This window comes from Nocardia sp. NPDC058176, from assembly GCF_042883805.1.
Classification (GTDB): domain Bacteria; phylum Actinomycetota; class Actinomycetes; order Mycobacteriales; family Mycobacteriaceae; genus Nocardia.
This window is the reverse complement of the sequence record NZ_JBHVVA010000001.1, coordinates 1,510,771-1,529,725: the sequence shown is the minus strand read 5'-3', so window position 1 is coordinate 1,529,725 and position 18,955 is coordinate 1,510,771. Positions and strand designations below refer to the sequence as shown.

The window sequence follows — 18,955 nt, the reverse complement described above, 5'->3', positions numbered from 1 at the left end:
TGAGCTCATTCACCGCCAACGACCGAGAGGCTCAACGTCATGCGTGGAGTAGTGATGTACGCGCCCGGCGACGTGCGCGTCGTCGACCGCGAGGGCCCGAAGGTCATCGACCCGACCGATGCCGTCATCCGGATCACCGCGACCTGTATCTGCGGGTCGGACCTGTGGCCCTACCGGGGTGTCGAGCCGGTGGACCACACGCTGATGGGCCACGAATACGTCGGGATCGTGGAGGAGATCGGCGCAGATGTGCTGATGTTGAAGGTCGGTGACTTCGTCGTCGGATCGTTCTGCATCTCCGACAACACCTGCCCGATCTGCCGTGACGGCTACCAATCCCGGTGTGTACACGGCTCTTTCGTCGCCGGAGCGATCGGCACCCAGGCCGAGAAGGCGCGCATCCCCTACGCCGACGGCACCCTCGTGGCCACTCCCGCACAGCCCGACGAAGACCTAATCCCGTCCCTGCTCGCGGCCTCCGACGTCCTCGGCACCGGCTGGTTCGCCGCCGTCGCCGCCGCCGCGGGCCCCGGCAAGACCGTCGCCGTGGTCGGTGACGGAGCCGTCGGTCTCATGGGCGTACTGGCCGCGAAACAGCTCGGCGCCGAACGCATCATCGCGATGTCGCGCCACGCCGACCGACAGGCCCTGGCCCGCGAATTCGGCGCCACCGACATCGTGGAAACCCGTGGAGACGAGGGCATCGCCGCCATCAAGGATCTCACCGACGGCCTCGGCGCCCACAGCGTCATCGAAGCCGTCGGCACCCGCGAATCGATGATGCAGGCCATCGGCTCGACCCGCCCCGGCGGCCACATCGGCTACGTCGGCGTCGCCCACGACGTCGCCCTGCCCCTGGACAACCTCTTCTTCGCCGAAGTCCACCTCCTCGGCGGCCCCGCCCCCGTGCGCCGGTTCCTTCCCGAACTGATCGACCTCATCTGGAACCGAAAGATCGACCCCGGCAAGGTTTTCGACCAGGTTCTTCCCCTGGACCAAGTGGCTGAGGGCTACCGTTCCATGGACGAGCGCAAGGCGATCAAGACGTTGCTCACCTTCTGACCGACAGGGGCGACGCTGCCTTTCCAACTCGCGAATGGATGCGCTCACTGTTGGAACCCAACTGGCCAGGGGAAAAGCATTTCGCAGGCAGGACGCGCACCGAGGTCGCGTACCGGAGGTGCCCGTGCGGGTGACGGTGTGACTCCGGCACAGTGTTGCCATGGGTTCGGCTGATTCTCTCACTGTCGCCACGTTCAACGTGAACGGGATTCGCGCGGCACGTCGTCGTGGTTTCGACCAGTGGTTGCGGGCGCGGTCGGTCGATGTGGTCGCGTTGCAGGAGTTGCGTTGTCCCGCATCTGAGGTGGGCACGTTCCCGGGCTATTCGGCGGCGGTGGACGTGGGTTCGGTGGCCGGTCGTAACGGTGTGGCCGTACTGACGAGGGTTCCCGCCGCTGCCGTGCGGACGTGGGTGACCCACCCTCCCAGGGCCCGCGGACTCGGTGAGTTCGCCGCACAGGGACGCTATATCGAGGTCGATTTGGCCGACCGGCCGGTGACGGTGGGCTGTCTCTATTTGCCCAAGGGTGGTCTGCCCGCGCATCTGCAGCGTCCGGGGTCGATGCGTGAACAGCCCGATGGTGGGGTCAAGTATGAACGGAAGCAGAGGTTCCTCGCGGCGTTCGCCCGTGAAGTGCATCGGAACCGGCTCGCGGCGCTGAGTGCGGGACGTGAGTTCGTGCTCACCGGGGATCTGAACATCGCGCACACCCGCCATGATGTGACCAACTGGCGTGCCGCTCGCACGATGGACGGGTTCCTGCCTGTCGACCGTGAGTGGTTCAGTTCGGTTCTCGGCACGCGTCGGCTCGTCGATGTGGTGCGACAGGTGCACGGTGATCGTCCGGGTCCGCTCACGTGGTGGAGTTGGGCGGGTCGATCGTTCGCCAAGGATGTGGGTTGGCGGGTGGACCACCAGCTCGCGACACCCGGTCTCGCCCGCCTGGCCACGTCTGTCGTCGTCGACAAGGAACCGTCGCCCGCCGAGCGGCTCTCCGATCATGCTCCACTCGTGGTGACCTACTCGGCAATGCCCGACCGAGAAGTTCTGGTGCCCTCGGCGGGGTCAGGCGCCGACGCATCGCGTCGGATGTCACGTACGTGATGCGCCGTGAGGCTTCGCGAGGCGGGGCGCAGGGCCCACGAGATCAGTACGCACAGCGCGAACGTTGCCGGCCACCAGAGGTGTTCGACGGCTGATCCGGCCGCGATGTGGGAAGCGAATGCGCCGGCGAAGTTATAGAACGCTCCCGCGTATGCCCATTCCTTCAGGCGTCCGAGGCGGGGCGCGAGAATCACCAGGGCTCCCAGTATCTTCCAAACTCCGAGCATGGTGATGAAATACGTGGGGTAACCCAGCTCCAGCATTCCCGCGACCGTCGCACCGCGTCCCAGCAGATCGGCCATGCCACCGCTGAAGAGGACGATGGCCACGACGCCGGTCGTCGCCCAGAAGCCGACGGTAGCCGCCGATCTCGGTGTGCCGCTGGAGTCGGTTCGTCCTGGTGTCCATGATCCGGTTGCGATGGTCCTGCGGTCCCGGGGACGGGTTGCCCACGACAGACAAGTCATCGTGGCGAAACCGAGCGGACCCGCTGCGGCGGCATCGCCCTGGACGGCCAGTGAAATCGCCGCCCCGAGATAGACGAAAAGGACACCCGCATAGACCCATTCCTTCAGACGGGGCAGCCGCGGCGCCACCAGCACGAAGGCTCCGGGGATCTTGGCGACTCCCAGAATCACCAGGATGTAGGGCGGATATCCGAGCTGATCGACGGCTACGTCGCGGACGATATCGATCTGCAGAATGTCCCAAATACCGCCCATCACGGATTCGAACGCGACGATCGCGGTGGTTATCCAGTAGACAAAGCTGCGGGAGCGGCTGTTCGCTGCGGTGCGCAGGATCTCGGTCATATCGGTCCTCGAAAAGTGTTCCGCCGACCACGGCGGATTCCATTGACACCGATCTGACCGAGCGGACAGCCCCGATGTGACAGGCGGGCGCGGCCTGGTGACGGCGGAGCCGATCGCCGTCACCAGTCGGACAGAGCCATGCCGACGATCCTTTCCGGATCGCCGATCATCTCGATGCCGACGATCTTCGAGTCCAGGATCGCGAACGTGAAGACGATGCGCGGGCGGCCGCCGACCGTCCAGATCGCACCCGGCTCCCGGTCGATCAGAGCCGGTCGGGCGCCCTGTGCGCGGCCGGTGAAGGTTCGGGCCACGGCGTCGGCGCCGATGACTTCCGCCGCGGCTCCGGCCGCGACGACGGTGTTGTCCGCACGCACCACCACATCGGGGTCGAGGAGTTCGAGGAGGGTGTCGAACCGGCCCGTTCGTGCGGCACGTAAGAATGCGTCGACGATCTGACTCCGCTGCGCGATGTCGATCGCCGCGGGTTGATCGATTCCCTGGACCCGGCGTCGGGCGCGGCTGGCGAGTTGACGCGTCGCTGTGGGGGAACGGCCGACGATCGCGGCGATCTCGTCGAACGGGACAGCGAACATGTCGTGCAATACGAACGCGAGTCGTTCGGCCGGGGACAGGGTATCGAGGACGACCAGGAGCGCCGAGCCGACCGAATCGGCCATCATCGTCTCTTGCTCGGGGGAGATCGTGGTGGCTCGTTCGGCCCTGTCGTCGACCACGTCGGTGCCGGAAAGCTGTTCTCGGCGGCTCTTGCGGCGCTGCAGCTCGTTCAGCGAAACCCGCGAGACCACTGTGGTGAGCCAGCCGGCCAGGTTGTCGACGTCGGAGACGTCGGTTCTGCTCAGTCGTATCCATGCCTCCTGCACCGCGTCCTCGGCGTCGGCGACCGACCCCAGCATCCGGTACGCCACCGCGCGCAGGTGCGTTCTGTTGGCCTCGATTCTTTGCTGAGCCATTCGGTGTGGTCCATCGGTCACATTCCTCCCGGGAGATCTGTCAGTACCTTTGACCGGCCCGACCGAGCCGGTGTGACAGCGATACACAAAGGAGGTACCTCGCCAGTGAACATTCTGATGTACCCGGTGATGGACGAGCCGTACCACGTCCAGTTCGAGCTGGGTGGCCAACAGGCCGGGCTCGATCCCAAGGGGCTGACCGGCGCCGCCCCTTCTGCACATCTGGAGGAATGAAATGCTGAAACGCCGCACTGTGCCGACCTGGTTGCGTACCGGCTTCTATTGGTTCCTGGCTTTCGAGTTCTTCGTCGGGTTCGCGACCAAATTCTGGCCGGGGGAGACCTTCTTCGGGCCCGCCTACTCCGAGAAGTTCGCCGACTGGGGCTTCGACCCGAATATGCGTTACCTGGTCGGGGCGATGGAGCTGGTGTGCGCGATTCTGTTGGTTGTTCCGCGCCGGCAGTCCAGATTCCTCGGCGCCGCGGGGTTGGTGCTGCTGCTCACCGGCGCGGTGACAACGCATGTCATCGATGATGCGCCGGTCTACGAAGAGGTATCGGCGCCACTGCATCTGGTGATCATGTTGTGTGTCGCGGCCGTGAACTGGCCCGCCGACCCACACGAACTGATCCGGTGGCGATCCGCACCCGCCCTGCACAAGCGGTCGACGAGTCCCGCCCCGCAGCGGAGCTGACCGTACAACTACCCCTCTCCGAGTACGACCTACCGAAATCGAGGAGAAGCCGATGCCGCCCGCCACGGAGAACACCAACAAGGAGATCGTCAGGCGATTTCACGAAGTCGTGAACACCGGTGACCACCAGGTGATCTCACGCACAATCCGTGAGATCGCCTGGTCCGACGTCATGCTGTGGACTCCACTGCCGACTCCGGAGACTGGGGTGGCCGCTGTCGAGCAGGTGTGGGCAAACCTCCTGCGGGTCTTCCCTGACGTTCATGTCGAGCTCGAGGATATGGTCGCCGAAGACGACAAGGTCGTCGGTCGGTCCACGGTAACGGGCACCCACCGCGGAGAGTTCATGGGTATCGCAGCGACCGGCAAACGCGTCGAATACAACGAGATGTTCATGTTCCACTTCGTGAACGGTCGGATCGCGCAGATATGGGGGGTTGTCGACATCTTCTCCCTGCTACGGCAGCTGGGCGCATATCCACACTGAGTCGTCGCCGCGATCATTCATCTCCCACTGCAGGCACGGGACTGCCCCCCCTGTTCGGTTGACTCCTGCCCTGTGAGGAACGTTGACGCGGATCGCGAAGGATTTCGGGATCTCGCAAAGCTGCGTGAAGACGCAACGGTTGAAGCGCGGCTGGCTGCGGGACTCCGCGAGTTCAACGAACTCGTCCACCGCGATCGGGACTTCTTCGCCGAAGATGCTCTCGAGCACAGGCAGCGAGATGATCGAGAGCGGCCCCCGCGCCTCGAGTTCCCACGCCCGAAATGGTGAGCGCGCAACTGCTGCGATGGAATGCGATCGGCGGGTAGGCACTGGCCGAAGGGCTGGTCGGCCGGCTCGAGCCCGTTCCTACCCGTTCAGTGCCCCACCCGGCCGGTGTCGTAGGCCCACATCGCGATCTCGACCCTGTTCCGGGCGCCGAGCTTGGTCAGCAGGCTGGCGACGTGGGTTTTGGCGGTGGTCAAACCGATGAACAGTTCGGTGGCGATCTCGGCGTTCGTGCGGCCGATGGCGACCAGTTTCAGGACTTCTTCCTCGCGTTGGGTGAGCGGGGTGGTCGGTTGGGGACGGGGTTTCGATGGGGTCCCCGTGGCGAGGGTCGCCAGCAGTCGGCGGGTGATGTTCGGCGCGATCAGGGCATCGCCGACGGCGGCGGCGTGGACGGCCTGCACCAGGAGTTCGGGCCCGGCGTCCTTGAGGAGGAATCCTCGGGCGCCGGCTCGAAGCGCGCCGTGGACGTACTCGTCCAGGTCGAAGGTCGTGATCACGACCACCGCGATCGGGTCCAGGACATCCCGTCCCGCAAGGAGTTCGGTCACCTCGATGCCGTCCAGCCCGGGCATCCGAATGTCGACCAGGCACACGTCGGGGCGGAGCTGACGTGCCAGTTCGACGGCGGTCTTGCCGTCGGCGGCTTGGCCGACGACCTCGATGTCGGGCTCGGCGTCGAGGATCATCGACAGGCCGGTGCGCACCAGGTCTTGGTCGTCGGCCACCAGCACGCGCACTGTCATCGGGGTGTCTCCGTCGGTAGCTCGGCGTCGACCGCCCACCCGCCCCCGGGCATCGGCCCGGCGCGCAGCGTGCCGCCGAGCAGCCGCACACGCTCGGTCATTCCGAGCAGTCCGAAGCCGTGAGTCGTCGGCCGCGCCGGGTCGATCCGGCCGTCGTCGGTCACGCGGATCCGCAGCCTTCCCGCGCTCTCGGCGACCTGGATCTCCACCCGTGAGGCGTTTCGGGCGTGCCGTAGCGCGTTGGTCAGTGACTCCTGCGCTATCCGGTACACGGCTGCGTCGACCTGGGTCCGTAGTCCGGCAAGATCACCGGCCAACTCGACGTCGACGACGGGGTCCGGGTCGCGGCGGGCGAGGGACACCAGGTCGGCGACGCCGGGTTGGGGAGCGTACTCCGCCGGTGCTCCGTCGCGCAGCACCCGGACCATCGCCCGCATCTCCGCCAGCGCCCGCGACGCTTCGCCTTCGATGACCGAAAGCGCCTCGAGTGCCGCTTCAGGTCGCTTCCTTGCCATCGCCCGGCCGGCCTGCGCTTGCACGGTGATCGCCGAGACGTGGTGGGCGACCGAGTCGTGCAGTTCGCGCGCGAGGCCGACGCGCTCCTGGCTGCGGACCTGGTCGAGCGCCCGGCGCCAGCTCTCGGCGCGATAGCGGAACGCCGCTCCTCCCGCCGCCACCGCCGCCAGGACGGCGAGCCCGCCGAAGAGCTCGGTCGGCCCGGTGTAGTCGGTCGCGATGCTCACTGCCGCACCGACCGCCACCACCGCCAGCCCGATCACGATCTGACGCCCCGAACCCCAGCGGACCAGCGCGTAGACGAGCACCAGGATGAAGCTCATCGTGTGCAGGCCCACACCCGGGATTCCGGCCAGCTGGCTCGCCAGTGCCAACGCCATGCCGGTGCCGAAGCCCACCACGACGCAGACCAACGGATGGGTCCGCCGCCACAGCAGCACCGGCGCGAGTCCGACCGTCACGATCGTCACGAGCGGTCGCCAGGTGACGTCCTCGCGGAAGGTTCCTTCGAGCAGCGCCGTCACCATCACCACGCCGACCAGCACCCAGTCGCGCCACGTCTGTTCAGGCGGGTCGGCGGCGCGGGGCTCGTCCCAGAGCGAGCGCAGGGCGGTGGGGATCACCCACTCAGCGTAGGGACTGCCGAGGCGTCTGAGACCCTCCGGAAGAACGAGACGCCGCCTCGTCCCATGGGCGGGGCGGATCCGGCCTCGACGCCGATGTGGCGGGAGTCGGTAGGGGCGAGGCTTCTACTCATGATCACCGTCGACCACCTGACCAAGAGTTATCGCGGCGTGACCGCCGTCGACAACGTCTCGTTCACCGCCCGACCGGGCCGCGTGACCGGCTTCCTCGGCCCCAACGGGGCAGGCAAGTCGACCACGATGCGGATCATGGTCGGCCTGAGCCCAGCCACCTCCGGCCACGCGGAGGTGCTCGGCAGCCGGTACGCCGACCTGCCGAACCCGGGCAGGGAGATCGGCGTACTCCTCGATGCCTCGGCCCAGCACGCCGGCCGCACCGGCCGCGAGGTGCTCACCGTCGCGGCCCGCACCATGGGGCTGCCGACCAGCCGGGTGCCCGAGATGTTGCGCCGGGTGTCGCTGACGGAGAAGGAGGGCGACAGCAGGATCCGCAACTACTCCCTCGGCATGCGGCAGCGGCTCGGCATCGCGACCGCGCTCCTCGGCGACCCCACCGTCCTGGTCCTCGACGAGCCCGCCAACGGACTCGACCCCGCGGGCATCCGCTGGATGCGTGACCTGTTACGCGAGTTCGCCGATCAGGGCGGCACGGTGCTGTTGTCCTCGCACCTGCTGCACGAGATCGAGGTCATCGCCGACGACCTGGTCGTGATCGGGAACGGCCGGATCGTCGCCGCGGGGACCAAGCAGGATCTGCTGTCGACCGCCGGGACGGTCGTCTCGTCCGCGGACAACACCCGGCTGGCCGGCGCCCTCGCGGACGCGGGCATCGGCGCCTCGTCCCCGGGCGGCGGCTCGCTCCACACTCACGCGGACCCCCACCACGTCGGCCGGGTCGCGTTCGCGGCCGGTATCGCCCTGACCGAACTGCGCGCTGCGGACGGCGCCGGTCTGGAGGAGATGTTCCTCGAGCTCACCGCGGAATCCCAGCGCGACAACAACATTCCCGAAGGGGGAGCAGCAGCATGACCACCCAGACCATCCGGACCACCACGTCCGCCGACCGCGCCATACCTCCGATCCCGACCAGCCGGCTCACCGCCGTCGAGCTGCGCAAGATGTTCGACACACGCTCGGGCTTCTGGCTGCTCACGAGCATCGGCATCCTCTCGGTCGTGGCGACCGCGGCCGCCGTCATCTTCGCGCCCGAGCTCAGCTACGAGACCCTCGCCACCGCGCTCGGCTTCCCGATGACGCTGATCCTGCCCATGATCGCGATCCTCGCGGTCACCAGCGAGTGGAGTCAGCGCAGCGGACTGACGACGTTCACACTCGTACCCAGCCGGGGGCGAGTCATCGGCGCCAAGGCGATCGCGACCGTCATCGTCGGAATCGTCTCCATGCTGGTGGCGTTCACGATCGGAGCCGTCGGCAACTCGGTCGGCTCCGCCCTCGCCGGAGCCGACACGGTGTGGAACATCGGACCGGCGCACGCGGTTCAGATCGTCCTGGGCAACCTGATGGGGATGGCCATCGGATTCACCCTGGGCGTGGTGCTGCGCAACTCCGCGGCCGCCATCGTCGGCTACTTCGCGCTGTCGTTCGTGCTCTCCGGCATCCTGGTGCTGTTGGCCCGGGTGCGGGAATGGTTCACCGACCTCCAGCCCTGGATCGACTGGAACCACACGCAGATCGCACTGTTCGAGGGTCGAACCGCCTCGGCACAGGAGTGGGCACAGCTCGGATCGACCACGATGATCTGGATCATCATCCCGCTCGCCATCGGCCTGGTGCTGCTGCGCCGCTCCGAGGTGAAATAGCCCGGTTCACCCTCGGGTTGGGGCGCTCCAACCCTGGGGTGGGTTTCGGACAGTCGCTTGCTGCGGGATCGTTGACGTCACACCGGAAACGGTGTCGGAGAGGATCGATCGAGGGAATCGGTCCCCCTGCTCGAGATCAGAGGCAACACGATGTCCGTACGCCGAATTCAGTTGCGTGCCAAGGTGGTAGTGGTGAGCTTGGCGCTCGCGGTTCTCGGTGCCGCGGTCGCGGGATGCGACCCGGCAACCGAGCCCCGCAGCGCCGACGTCACCAAGGCCCGCACCGTCGACGCCGAGATCAGCGCCGACGACGCGTCGTTCCTCGAGGAGATCAGGATCAACGACGCGGTCCTGCCGGGGAAGACGGAGGAGGAGATGGTCGCCGCGGGCCACGCGACGTGTAAACGCCTGCGTGCCGGCGTGTCCGTGCTCGACGAGACTTCCGCGATCGAGGAGAGCTACCAGTTCGATCAGGGCACGCTGTTCGTCAGCGCGGCGACCACGAATCTGTGCCCGAATTTCGGCTCGTGACCACGGTCTCGTCATCGACACGGTCACGAGGAGATGTGCCAGTATTCGGCGTATCGGTGTCGCAGTGAGTGGAATACGTCGAGGACGGATGGTGGGTGGTGGCCGAGGACGCCGGAGGCGATGCGGCTGTCGGCGAGTTCGAGCGGCAGCGGTCACGGATCTTCGGGCTGGCGTACCGGATGCTCGGCTCTGCCACGGACGCCGAGGACATCGTTCAAGACGCGTTTCTGCGATGGCACGGCACCGAACCCGGCATGGTCCGGGATCCGGCCGCGTGGTTGGTGAAGGTCACCACCAACCTGTGCTGGAACCGGCTGGGTTCGGCGGCCGGTCGGCGTGAACGGTATGTCGGGCAGTGGTTGCCGGAACCGGTGATGACCTCGGACAGTGCGCTGGGACCTGTGGAAGCGGTCGAGCAGCGCGACACCGTTTCGCTCGGCTTTCTCGTGCTCGCCGAGCGGCTCACGCCGCAGGAGCGGGCAGTGTTCGTGCTGCGTGAGGCCTTCGGGTACAGCCATCGTGAGGTGGCCGAGCTGATCGAGCTGTCGGCGGCGAACTGCCGTCAGTTGCACAGTCGTGCCCGCAAGCGGGTCGCTGCCGCCGACCTGCCACGGGAGAACGCCGACTCCGCCGACACCAGGGCCCTGGTCGAACGGTTCCTCGACGCCGCCCGCGGCGGTGACCTCACGGGTCTGGAGCGCATGCTGGCCGACGATGTCATCTCGGTGGCCGACGGCGGTGGCGCCGCGGCTGTCGCCCGGCTGCCGGTCCGTGGTGCCGACAGGGTGGCCAGGTACCTTGCCACCGCCGCGCGCCGGTTCGGCGAGGGTCTCGCCCTGGCGGTGCGGGAAGTGAACGGCGTGCCCGCGGTGTTGGCCCAGGACGGGTCGACGCTGGTCGGAGTGTTGGTTCCGGAGATCGTGGACGGCCGGATCAGCTGTATCCGGATCATCGCCAACCCGGACAAGCTCCGGTTCCTCGGTGCGCAGGTGGATCGGCTGTCACATTCGGGGGAGCTGTTCGGTTCCTAGTGGTGCAAGGCTCTTCAGCCACAACGGAGGAACAGATGACGAAGCGGATATTGGTCACCGGCGGCACCGGTCGGCTCGGGCGCGCGCTGGTGCCACAGCTGCTCGATGTGGGCGATGATGTGCGGGTGTTGACCCGCTCGGAACGTGCGTCGGCGGCGCACCCCTGGATGGTCGGCGACCTGCGCACCGGCAGCGGGCTGGCAGAAGCGGTCGACGGTGTCGATCTGGTCATCCATTTGGCCACGACCAATGGGCGCGGTGATGTGACCGCGACCCGTGCCTTGATCGAGGCCGCGCAGGCGTCGGGCCGGCCGCACCTGGTGTACCTGTCGATCGTCGGTATCGACGGCCACGCGCTCGGCTATTACCGCGCGAAAGTGGAGTGCGAAGCCCTGATTCAGCGATCCGGGCTGCCGTGGACCATCCTACGGACCACGCAATTCCACGATCTGATCGCCGAGATCTGCGACGCCCAGCGGAAATTGCCGTTCACCGTCATGCCGTCGAAGGTGTCCTTCCAGCCGATCGACGTCACCGACGTGGCCGGTCGGCTCGTCGCGACCACGGAGGGTCCCGCGAGAGGCCGCCTACCGGATCTGGGCGGCCCGCAGATACACGCGGCCACCGACCTGGCCCGGATGTACCTGCGGGCCGTCGGCCGCCGCAGACCGGTGTGGGCGGTTCCTTTGCCCGGCAAGGTGATCCGGGACTTCCGCGCGGGCAAGCAGCTCACGCCGGAGCGCGCGGACGGGCGGATCACCTTCGAGGAGTTTCTCGCCGCGCGGGAAGGGGCCCGGTGATGTACGGGTGGCTTCGTGCGGGCCTGGGGTTCCTCACCGTGTCCCAGCTGGTTGTCGGCGTGTGGGCGCTGTTCTTCCCGGCGAGTTTCTTCGCGCTCGAAGTGGTCGGCATGGGTATGGCCTACAACGAGCATCTGATGCGCGACTACGGCGCGATGACGCTGGCCAGCGCCGTGGTCCTCGGCGCGGCCACCATCCGGATGAGTCCCTGGTTGACCCGCACCGCGCTGGTCATGTACTCGGTTTGGGCCGTCCCGCACTTCCTCGTCCACGTCGCCATGGTCGATCACCTCGCGCCCCGGACCGCCGCGATCCTGCTCGCGCTGCTCGGCCTCGCGGTCCTGCTGCCAGCAGGTCTGCTCGTGCTCGCGCTGCGGTCCGCGTCGCCCTCACGGACCTGGGGTGGAGTCGGCCGCTCGGCTCGGACCGAGGAGATTCACCCCGATTCGTGCCCGCTGCTTCTTCCGTGGTCAGCGATGGAACTGGAGTTCGTCGGGCCCGCTGCCCGTACTCACCGCCAGTGCCAGCCAGTCAGCACCCGCACCTTGCAGCCAGCCGACATGCCGATCGATTTCGCGACCCGTTTCGCGGTCGTAGATGATCGTGGTCGGTCGGCCGGCGTATTCGCCGGTCCGAATCGGGCCGCCCACGACAACACGATCGCCGACCAGAAAAGTCGTCCGGTCGCTCGGGTAGGGGGCGAATCCCGGATCGGGTACCGACCACTTCGTCTTCCCGGTCTCGAGATCCAGGAGTGACAAGGCGCCCTGGTCGGCGAATTCGCTGACCAGAAGCGATCGTTCGTCACCGTCCAGGGGAGTGCCGCGATCGGAGGCCGTCCAGACCGTGGAACCCGTTGTCAGATCGAACAGTTGAGGAGTTCCGTCAGCGGTGACGGCCGCGATCCTCGAGCCGGTGCCGATTACCGGGGTGAGCTCCGACCCGCTCAGCCTCTTCTGGCATTCGTTGTTCTCTTTGCGTCGGCCGCCGTGTACAGATGCGGACCACTGTCGGGTTCCGGTCGAGCCGTTGATCGCCTCCAGGGCGATTTCGCAGCGGTCCTCGTTCCGGTCGTGGTCGGTGTTGATGAGCAGCTCGCCGACGCTGAAGGCGTACCAGGCGTGATTGGCGCTGCGTCCAGGGAGAACGTGACCGGTGGCGGTCGCTACCGAGGCCCACGGCCGGTCTTCGGGACCCGCCGGCGATGACCCCACCCAGATGGGTAGATGCTCGGATTCCGGTGGAGCCTGCTGGTGCCAGGTTCCGATCTTGTCATCGCCGAGTGTGCCGTCCGCGGGGCGCGGCCACGTCGCCTTTCCATCGGCGATGTCGTGTCGCATCGTCGTGCACTGCACGTCGGACGTACCCATTGCCGTGCACTGGGTCTGGTACACCGCGTCACCATAGACGTTCAGGTAATTCGCACTGGCCTGCCACCGGGTGCGGCCGGTGGCCACCTCGATCACTTCGAACAAGGTGGGGTCGCTGGATGCGGCTCGACGCTCGGAGAGCACGACCAGCTCGCCGCTGATCCGATACTCGAATCCCACTCCGTTGGTGATCTTCTGATCTCGGCGCCACCGCTCACGGCCGGAGGCACGGTCCACCGCGATGAAGGAGCTCTTGCGCGGAGTGATGACCACGTCGCCCACCACGGCGACCTCTGCTGCGCCGAGATCGAAGTCGATCGACCACACGGCAGGCCGGTTCACGGGCGTTGTGGTCGTGGTTGGCGCCGACGATGAGGATGGGACGGGGGTGGGATGACCCTGCTGCTCTGTGGCACATGCTGAGACGCTCAACGCCGCTACGACAACCCCAGCAGTAGCCAACCTGCGCAACTTCGCCCCCTGATACTCGCGTGCCGTATCCCTTGCCACGGCCGATCGAGCGTATCAAGCCTGACCTCAGCAATAGCCAGCGTACGAAACCTTTGCTCTCCCATCGTCTGTCAGTTCAGCGGGTGCGGGTGAACTTGCCCCGAGTTTGCCTTGGTTGCAGTGGAATGAGGCTGCACTCCCAGGCCCCCGGCTGGGCAGCCCGATGCACGGCAGCAGCCGTGCGCATCGAAGGAGTCGGGTGGCGGGGAGCAGGTCCAAGGTGTCGGGCACCATGAAGTCGCGTACCGGTGCTGCCCGTGCGGGTGACGGGGGACTCCGGCACAGTGTTGCCATGGGTTCGTCGGTCGCTGATTCTCTCACTGTCGCCACGTTCAACGTGAATGGAATCCGCGCGGCACGTCGTCGTGGTTTCGACCAGTGGTTGCGGGCGCGGTCGGTCGATGTGGTCGCGTTGCAGGAGTTGCGTTGTCCCGCAGCTGAGTTGGGCGCCTTCCCGGGGTATTCGGCGGCGGTGGATGTGGGTTCGGTGGCCGGTCGTAACGGTGTGGCCGTACTGACGAGGGTTCCCGCCGCTGCCGTGCGGACGTGGGTGACCCACCCTCCCAGGGCCCGCGGACTCGGTGAGTTCGCCGCACAGGGACGCTATATCGAGGTCGATTTGGCCGACCGGCCGGTGACGGTGGGCTGTCTCTATTTGCCCAAGGGTGGTCTGCCCGCGCATCTGCAGCGTCCGGGGTCGATGCGTGAACAGCCCGATGGTGGGGTCAAGTATGAACGGAAGCAGAGGTTCCTCGCGGCGTTCGCCCGTGAAGTGCATCGGAACCGGCTCGCGGCGCTGAGTGCGGGACGTGAGTTCGTGCTCACCGGGGATCTGAACATCGCGCACACCCGCCATGATGTGACCAACTGGCGTGCCGCTCGCACGATGGACGGGTTCCTGCCTGTCGACCGTGAGTGGTTCAGTTCGGTTCTCGGCACGCGTCGGCTCGTCGATGTGGTGCGACAGGTGCACGGTGATCGTCCGGGTCCGCTCACGTGGTGGAGTTGGGCGGGTCGATCGTTCGCCAAGGATGTGGGTTGGCGGGTGGACCACCAGCTCGCGACACCCGGTCTCGCCCGCCTGGCCACGTCTGTCGTCGTCGACAAGGAACCGTCGCCCGCCGAGCGGCTCTCCGATCATGCTCCACTCGTGGTGACCTACTCGGCAATGCCCGACCGAGAAGTTCTGGTGCCCTCGGCGGGGCATATCGAAGATGGGAACGCGGGTGACCTGGGGATCAACTCCGGGCCGTCAGCGCGTGTTGTGGGTTCATAACGGGAATCAGCGACGGCGCTTGGCTCTCGAGGGTGCTCGGTGCAGCCGAGGCATTCGAACGGGCCGAGATCGGTGCTCGGAAGATGGATCAGGTCGGTGGCCTCGACGTGTCTCGACCTTCCGCCACGTTCGAGCTGGTCAGGGCGTCGTGACGGTCGGGGCGCTGCCCTACCCGTGATCTGCCGGGGTCGAGATGGTGCGCAGGAGGAGTGCGCGGGTCTGCGGCCAGTCGACGCCGCTCGACGGTGCCGTGGGCAGCGACGCGACGACGACCAGGCCCCGCATGGTCGCCACGCAGGTGAGGACCCAGTCGGTGAAGTCGGGTCGGGCGGCGAGATCGGGGAGTGCCTGCTCGACCATCGCGATGGTCAGGGCGTGGGCGGTGTCGACGCCCGCGGTGATGGTGGCGCGCAGGTCGGTGTCGGTGCGCGCGGCCACGAGCAGTTCGGTGATGACGTGGGCGATGGGCAGATTGTGGATCTCCCAGAGCATGTCGAGCACTTCCTCACCACGCTGCGGCTGGGCATCGGGGAGCGTGAGCATGCGCTTCTGGGCCTGCTCGAACAATCGCGCCGCGAGCTGGAGCAACGCGGCCTCCACCAGCACTGTCCTGGTGGGGAAATGATGCTGCAGCGCGCCCTGGCTCACCCCGGCCCTGCGGGCGACCGCGCGCACGGAGATGCCCGCGTACCCGTGTTCGGCCAGGGAGTCCACGGTCGCGTCGAGAATCGCGTCGCGCGCCACGGTGGGCGTCGTCGCCTTGCGGCTCATCGCGACGCTTTCGGAATGGTCTCCATACCCGCGAGCATAGGTAATCACCCAGTGCCAAGTCACTGACTTGACCGAGTCGGGGAGTGGTCCGTACATTCCAAGTCATCGACTTGCCGTGATGGCGGTCACTGACAGCGAGAAGGAATTGATGTGGCTGATTCGATCGTGGACGCCGTTGTCCTGATCACCGGCGCGGGCCAGGGGATCGGCGCCGACGTGGCCCGCAAACTCGTCGCCCGCGGCGCCCGGGTCGCGCTGGTCGACCGGGTCGCCGACACCGTCGACGCGCTGGCCGCCGAACTCGGCGGTGCGTCGGCGGCCTTCGTCGCCGACGTGTCCGACGAGGCGGCGATCACCGCCGCTGTCGCCGCGGCGGCCGAACACTTCGGACGACTGGATGTGGTCGTCGCCAACGCGGGTGTGATGGACCCGTCGGCGACCGTCGCACAGACGACATCGAAGCAGTTCGCCCGGTTGCTCGAGGTGAATGTGCTCGGCGTGTTCCACACCGTGCACGCGGCGCTGCCGTACCTGGCCGAGTCCAGGGGCTACGTGCTGTGCGTGTCATCGGTGGCCGGGCTCGTCCCGGTGCCGACGATCGCGTCGTATGTGGCGAGCAAGCACGCGGTCGACGGATTCGCGCGCAGCTTACGGATCGAACTCGCGCCGACGGGTATCGCGGTCGGTGTCGCGTACTTCGGCGTGATCGATACGCCCATGGCGCACAACGCGATCGCCCACGTCGCCGACATCTGGGCGGCGATGCCGGGCCCGATCGGCCGTCCTGCTCCCGTCGACGCGGCGGGCAAGGCCATCGTCGAGGGCATCGCCCGCCGATCGTCGTCGGTGTATGCGCCGAGTTGGCTGGCCGGTGCCCTCGCCACCACCCGCGGCGCCGCGGGAATCTACGAGAAAGTGTCCGGGCTGCACCCGGCGGTGCGCGCGCTGGTGCGCGGAAAAGGAAACAACTGATGTCGAACACCACCATCGCGCTGACCGATGCGCTCGCACTGCCCTGCGGTGCGTCCCTGCCCAACCGGATCATGAAATCGGCGATGAGCGAGGCGCTCGCCGACGCCGGCCACGGTCCGACCCCCGCGCTCGAACAGCTCTACCGGCGGTGGGCGAGCGGTGGCTTCGGCCTGGTGGTGACCGGCAATGTGATGGTCGACCGAGGCCATCTCGGCGAGCCGGGCAACATGGTCATCGAAGACGACCGGCACCTCGAACAGCTCCGCCGTGTGGCGTCCGCGTTCGACCGCGTCGACACCGCGTGCTGGGTGCAGCTCAATCATCCAGGGCGTCAGTCGAACCCGCTCGCTCGCACCACTCCTGTCGCACCGAGCGCGATCGCGCTCGATGTCCCCGGCGCGACCCGGCCGCGGGCGCTGACCGGACCGGAGATCGAGGAGATCGTCACCCGGTTCGCCGACGCGGCCGCCGTGTGCGAGGCCGCGGGCTTCGCCGGTGTGCAGATCCATGCCGCGCACGGCTACTTGATCACCCAGTTCCTCTCGCCATCGACCAACCAGCGCGACGACGAATGGGGTGGCGATCCGGTGCGACGGCGCCGGTTCCTGCTCGAGATCGTGCGCGCGGTCCGGTCTCGGGTGAATCCGGGGTTCGCCGTTGGCGTGAAACTGAATTCGGCCGACTTCCAGCGGGGCGGCTGCACCGAGGACGAGTCCCGCGATGTGGTGTCGGCGCTGGTCGCCGAGGGAATCGACCTGCTCGAGATCAGCGGGGGTTCCTACGAGAGTCCCGCGATGATGGGTCCGGTCACGGCGTCGGCCTCGGCCAGGGAGGCGTACTTCCTCGACTACGCGCGCACCGTCGCCGAGCTGGCGGGTTCGGTCCCGGTCGCGGTCACCGGCGGCTTCCGGACGGTGACGGCGATGCGGGAAGCGGTCGCCTCTGGTGATTGCGACATGGTCGGACTGGGTCGGCCCACCTGTCTCGACCCCGATGCGGGCGACACCGTGCTGCGGGAACGTCGCACTCGACTGGCCGAGGGCAGGGTCCGGGTACCGTTCGCGACCGCGTCACGGATCCGCCCACTGCAGAGCCTCGTCGAATTGCAGTGGCACACCGATCAACTGCATCGACTGGGCAACGGACACGACCCCGACCTGAAGCGTGCCTGGTGGCAGACCGCGGCGAGCGCGCTACGACGCAACGGCGCCGACCTCCTGCGACCGAAACGCGGTGGCCGCAGCTAGTGCCGATGCCTCGCTTCTACCCGCATGTGCTCACGCCTCGCGGGTGAAAGTCACGTGGACCACGCCGCTGGGTGAGCTGACGGACTCGACGTGGAATCGGTCTTCGATGGCTTCGAGGCCGTCCCAGAGTCGTTCGCCGCGTCCCAGCACGATCGGTACGACGGCCAGGTGGAGGTGGTCGATCAGGTCCGCGGCCAGGAACTCCCGCACGGTGGTCGGTCCGCCGCCGATTCGGACGTCGTCGCCGAGATCGTCGCGTTCGGCGGCGAATTGGCGGGCTGCCGCGAGGGCGTCGGCCGGGGAGGCGTCGAGGAAGTGGAAGACGGTGCCGTTGGCGAACTCGATGCTGGGTCGTGGGTGGTGGGTGAGCACCACGACGGGGGTGCCGAAGGGCGGTTCGTCGCCCCACCAGCCCCGCCATTCGTGGTCGGTCCAGGGGCCGCGGTGGGGCGCGAACTTGTTGCGGCCCATGATCTCGACGCCGATTCCGGGCTGCCACTGCTCGACGTAGGCGTCGTCCACCGTGCGCAGGCCCCCGGACTCGCCGTGGATGCGTCGCCCGAATCTGGTGCCGTCGATCATCCAGTCGAGCAGTCGTGTCCCGGCATGACCGAAGGGTTCATCCAGCGACTGGCCCTCGCCGGTCGCGTAGCCGTCCAGCGAGATCCCCATGTTGTGTACCCGTACCGCCGACATGTCCACTTCCTCCAAGTGATTGTGATCTGCAACTACTTCAGGCACGCTACGCTGTAGTGGTTGCGATTCGCAAGTACTTGGAAGGAGCCGGATGCGCACGAAGGGACCACGCAGTGGTTGCGCGATCAATGCCACGGTGGAGGCGCTCGGCGATCCGTGGAGTCTGATCGTGCTGCGCGATGTGATCTTCGGTAATCGGCGCAGCTTCCGGGACCTGCTCACCCACTCCGAGGAGGGGATCGCCTCCAACATTCTCAGCAGCAGGCTGCGGTCGCTCGTCGAGGCCGGGCTGCTCACCAAGGCCGAGGCCGTCCGGGGTCAGCGCGGCTCCTATTCACTCACCGAGGCGGGCATCCAGACCTTGCCCATCCTGGTCGCACTCGGGACATGGGGCCTTGCGCACCGGGACGGTACCGAAGAGCTGCGGGTCCGCGTCGAGCTGCTGCGCGACGGGGGGCCGGAACTGGTGGACGGGCTGATGGACGAGTTGCGTGAGCTCCACCTGGGCATCCCGCGGCCTGATCCGTGGGCTCCCCGCGCTTCCGCGCAACTGCAAGCGGCGTACGAGGCGGCGCTGAACCGATAGCGCAGTCCAGGGCGGCCGCC

The 18,955-nt window shown here is 67.3% G+C and carries 21 protein-coding genes; 13 read left to right on the top strand and 8 right to left on the bottom strand.

The features are described from left to right. Window positions 1-39 precede the first annotated feature (39 nt). Both ACFVVM_RS07205 and ACFVVM_RS07200 read left to right on the top strand, forming a co-directional pair. Window positions 40-1,062: a zinc-dependent alcohol dehydrogenase family protein gene (locus ACFVVM_RS07205; protein ID WP_387614074.1), complete on the top strand. Its 1,023-nt coding sequence runs from the start codon at window positions 40-42 to the stop codon at window positions 1,060-1,062. A 160-nt stretch (window positions 1,063-1,222) separates the two neighbouring features. Continuing rightward, on the top strand, window positions 1,223-2,167 hold the full coding sequence (locus tag ACFVVM_RS07200; RefSeq protein WP_387614072.1) for an exodeoxyribonuclease III: 945 nt from the start codon (window positions 1,223-1,225) through the stop codon (window positions 2,165-2,167). On the opposite strand, the gene ACFVVM_RS07195 is transcribed toward ACFVVM_RS07200, so the two are convergent. Together ACFVVM_RS07195 and ACFVVM_RS07190 are read right to left on the bottom strand one after the other, a co-directional pair. Continuing rightward, entirely contained in the window at window positions 2,083-2,979 is an 897-nt protein-coding gene (locus ACFVVM_RS07195) for a DoxX family protein (protein ID WP_387614069.1), read from the bottom strand. The genes ACFVVM_RS07200 and ACFVVM_RS07195 overlap by 85 nt on opposite strands. Before the next feature lie 119 nt (window positions 2,980-3,098). After that, on the bottom strand, window positions 3,099-3,953 hold the full coding sequence (locus ACFVVM_RS07190) for a sigma-70 family RNA polymerase sigma factor (protein WP_387616783.1): 855 nt from the start codon (window positions 3,951-3,953) through the stop codon (window positions 3,099-3,101). A 235-nt stretch (window positions 3,954-4,188) separates the two neighbouring features. On the opposite strand from ACFVVM_RS07190, the gene ACFVVM_RS07185 reads away from it, so the two are divergent. Further along, window positions 4,189-4,647, top strand: a complete 459-nt coding sequence (locus ACFVVM_RS07185; protein ID WP_387614066.1) for a DoxX family protein — start codon at window positions 4,189-4,191, stop codon at window positions 4,645-4,647. A gap of 52 nt (window positions 4,648-4,699) precedes the next feature. Next, entirely contained in the window at window positions 4,700-5,134 is a 435-nt protein-coding gene (locus ACFVVM_RS07180) for an ester cyclase (protein ID WP_387614064.1), read from the top strand. A 374-nt stretch (window positions 5,135-5,508) separates the two neighbouring features. On the opposite strand, the gene ACFVVM_RS07175 is transcribed toward ACFVVM_RS07180, so the two are convergent. Together ACFVVM_RS07175 and ACFVVM_RS07170 are read right to left on the bottom strand one after the other, a co-directional pair. Further along, window positions 5,509-6,165: a response regulator gene (locus tag ACFVVM_RS07175; RefSeq protein ID WP_387614062.1), complete on the bottom strand. Its 657-nt coding sequence runs from the start codon at window positions 6,163-6,165 to the stop codon at window positions 5,509-5,511. After that, a complete protein-coding gene (locus ACFVVM_RS07170; RefSeq protein WP_387614059.1) occupies window positions 6,162-7,304 on the bottom strand; it encodes a sensor histidine kinase in 1,143 nt (380 codons plus the stop codon). The genes ACFVVM_RS07175 and ACFVVM_RS07170 overlap by 4 nt, the downstream gene beginning before the upstream one ends. Window positions 7,305-7,436: 132 nt before the next feature. Between ACFVVM_RS07170 and ACFVVM_RS07165 the strand changes: the two genes are divergently transcribed. The 5 genes from ACFVVM_RS07165 to ACFVVM_RS07145 all read left to right on the top strand — a co-directional run bounded on the left by ACFVVM_RS07165 (window position 7,437) and on the right by ACFVVM_RS07145 (window position 11,507). Then, complete coding sequence (locus tag ACFVVM_RS07165; protein WP_387614056.1) at window positions 7,437-8,354, top strand: ABC transporter ATP-binding protein; 918 nt, start codon at window positions 7,437-7,439, stop codon at window positions 8,352-8,354. Further along, window positions 8,351-9,145, top strand: a complete 795-nt coding sequence (locus ACFVVM_RS07160; RefSeq protein ID WP_387614053.1) for an ABC transporter permease — start codon at window positions 8,351-8,353, stop codon at window positions 9,143-9,145. The genes ACFVVM_RS07165 and ACFVVM_RS07160 overlap by 4 nt, the downstream gene beginning before the upstream one ends. A 192-nt stretch (window positions 9,146-9,337) precedes the next feature. Then, window positions 9,338-9,676, top strand: a complete 339-nt coding sequence (locus tag ACFVVM_RS07155) for a DUF732 domain-containing protein (RefSeq protein ID WP_387614051.1) — start codon at window positions 9,338-9,340, stop codon at window positions 9,674-9,676. Between the two features lie 68 nt (window positions 9,677-9,744). Further along, on the top strand, window positions 9,745-10,707 hold the full coding sequence (locus tag ACFVVM_RS07150) for an RNA polymerase sigma-70 factor (protein WP_387614049.1): 963 nt from the start codon (window positions 9,745-9,747) through the stop codon (window positions 10,705-10,707). 35 nt (window positions 10,708-10,742) lie between these two features. Then, the gene (locus ACFVVM_RS07145) at window positions 10,743-11,507 is read left to right on the top strand and encodes an SDR family oxidoreductase (protein WP_387614046.1); all 765 of its coding nucleotides are present in this window, start codon (window positions 10,743-10,745) and stop codon (window positions 11,505-11,507) included. Between the two features lie 145 nt (window positions 11,508-11,652). On the opposite strand, the gene ACFVVM_RS07140 is transcribed toward ACFVVM_RS07145, so the two are convergent. Both ACFVVM_RS07140 and ACFVVM_RS07135 read right to left on the bottom strand, forming a co-directional pair. Beyond that, window positions 11,653-11,787, bottom strand: coding sequence for a hypothetical protein (locus tag ACFVVM_RS07140; protein WP_387614044.1), 135 nt, complete (start codon window positions 11,785-11,787; stop codon window positions 11,653-11,655). A 190-nt stretch (window positions 11,788-11,977) separates the two neighbouring features. Then, window positions 11,978-13,387, bottom strand: coding sequence for a PQQ-binding-like beta-propeller repeat protein (locus ACFVVM_RS07135; RefSeq protein ID WP_387614041.1), 1,410 nt, complete (start codon window positions 13,385-13,387; stop codon window positions 11,978-11,980). 292 nt (window positions 13,388-13,679) lie between these two features. On the opposite strand from ACFVVM_RS07135, the gene ACFVVM_RS07130 reads away from it, so the two are divergent. After that, entirely contained in the window at window positions 13,680-14,663 is a 984-nt protein-coding gene (locus ACFVVM_RS07130) for an exodeoxyribonuclease III (RefSeq protein WP_387614039.1), read from the top strand. Between the two features lie 168 nt (window positions 14,664-14,831). Here the strand turns inward: ACFVVM_RS07130 and ACFVVM_RS07125 are convergent, their stop codons facing one another. Continuing rightward, window positions 14,832-15,434 carry a TetR/AcrR family transcriptional regulator gene (locus tag ACFVVM_RS07125; protein WP_387614037.1) on the bottom strand — a complete coding sequence of 201 codons (603 nt, stop codon included), beginning with the start codon at window positions 15,432-15,434 and terminating at the stop codon, window positions 14,832-14,834. A 150-nt stretch (window positions 15,435-15,584) separates the two neighbouring features. Between ACFVVM_RS07125 and ACFVVM_RS07120 the strand changes: the two genes are divergently transcribed. Together ACFVVM_RS07120 and ACFVVM_RS07115 are read left to right on the top strand one after the other, a co-directional pair. Beyond that, window positions 15,585-16,406, top strand: a complete 822-nt coding sequence (locus tag ACFVVM_RS07120; RefSeq protein ID WP_387614035.1) for an SDR family NAD(P)-dependent oxidoreductase — start codon at window positions 15,585-15,587, stop codon at window positions 16,404-16,406. Beyond that, window positions 16,406-17,653: an NADH:flavin oxidoreductase/NADH oxidase family protein gene (locus ACFVVM_RS07115; RefSeq protein WP_387614032.1), complete on the top strand. Its 1,248-nt coding sequence runs from the start codon at window positions 16,406-16,408 to the stop codon at window positions 17,651-17,653. Before ACFVVM_RS07120 ends, ACFVVM_RS07115 begins: the two co-directional genes overlap by 1 nt. A 30-nt stretch (window positions 17,654-17,683) precedes the next feature. Here the strand turns inward: ACFVVM_RS07115 and ACFVVM_RS07110 are convergent, their stop codons facing one another. Then, window positions 17,684-18,349 (bottom strand): dihydrofolate reductase family protein, encoded by a 666-nt coding sequence (locus tag ACFVVM_RS07110; protein ID WP_387614030.1) that lies wholly within the window; start codon window positions 18,347-18,349, stop codon window positions 17,684-17,686. Window positions 18,350-18,440: 91 nt separating this feature from the next. Here ACFVVM_RS07110 and ACFVVM_RS07105 point away from each other — a divergent pair, with 91 nt between their 5' ends. Then, window positions 18,441-18,935: a winged helix-turn-helix transcriptional regulator gene (locus ACFVVM_RS07105; RefSeq protein ID WP_387614027.1), complete on the top strand. Its 495-nt coding sequence runs from the start codon at window positions 18,441-18,443 to the stop codon at window positions 18,933-18,935. The last annotated feature ends 20 nt before the right edge of the window (window positions 18,936-18,955 follow it).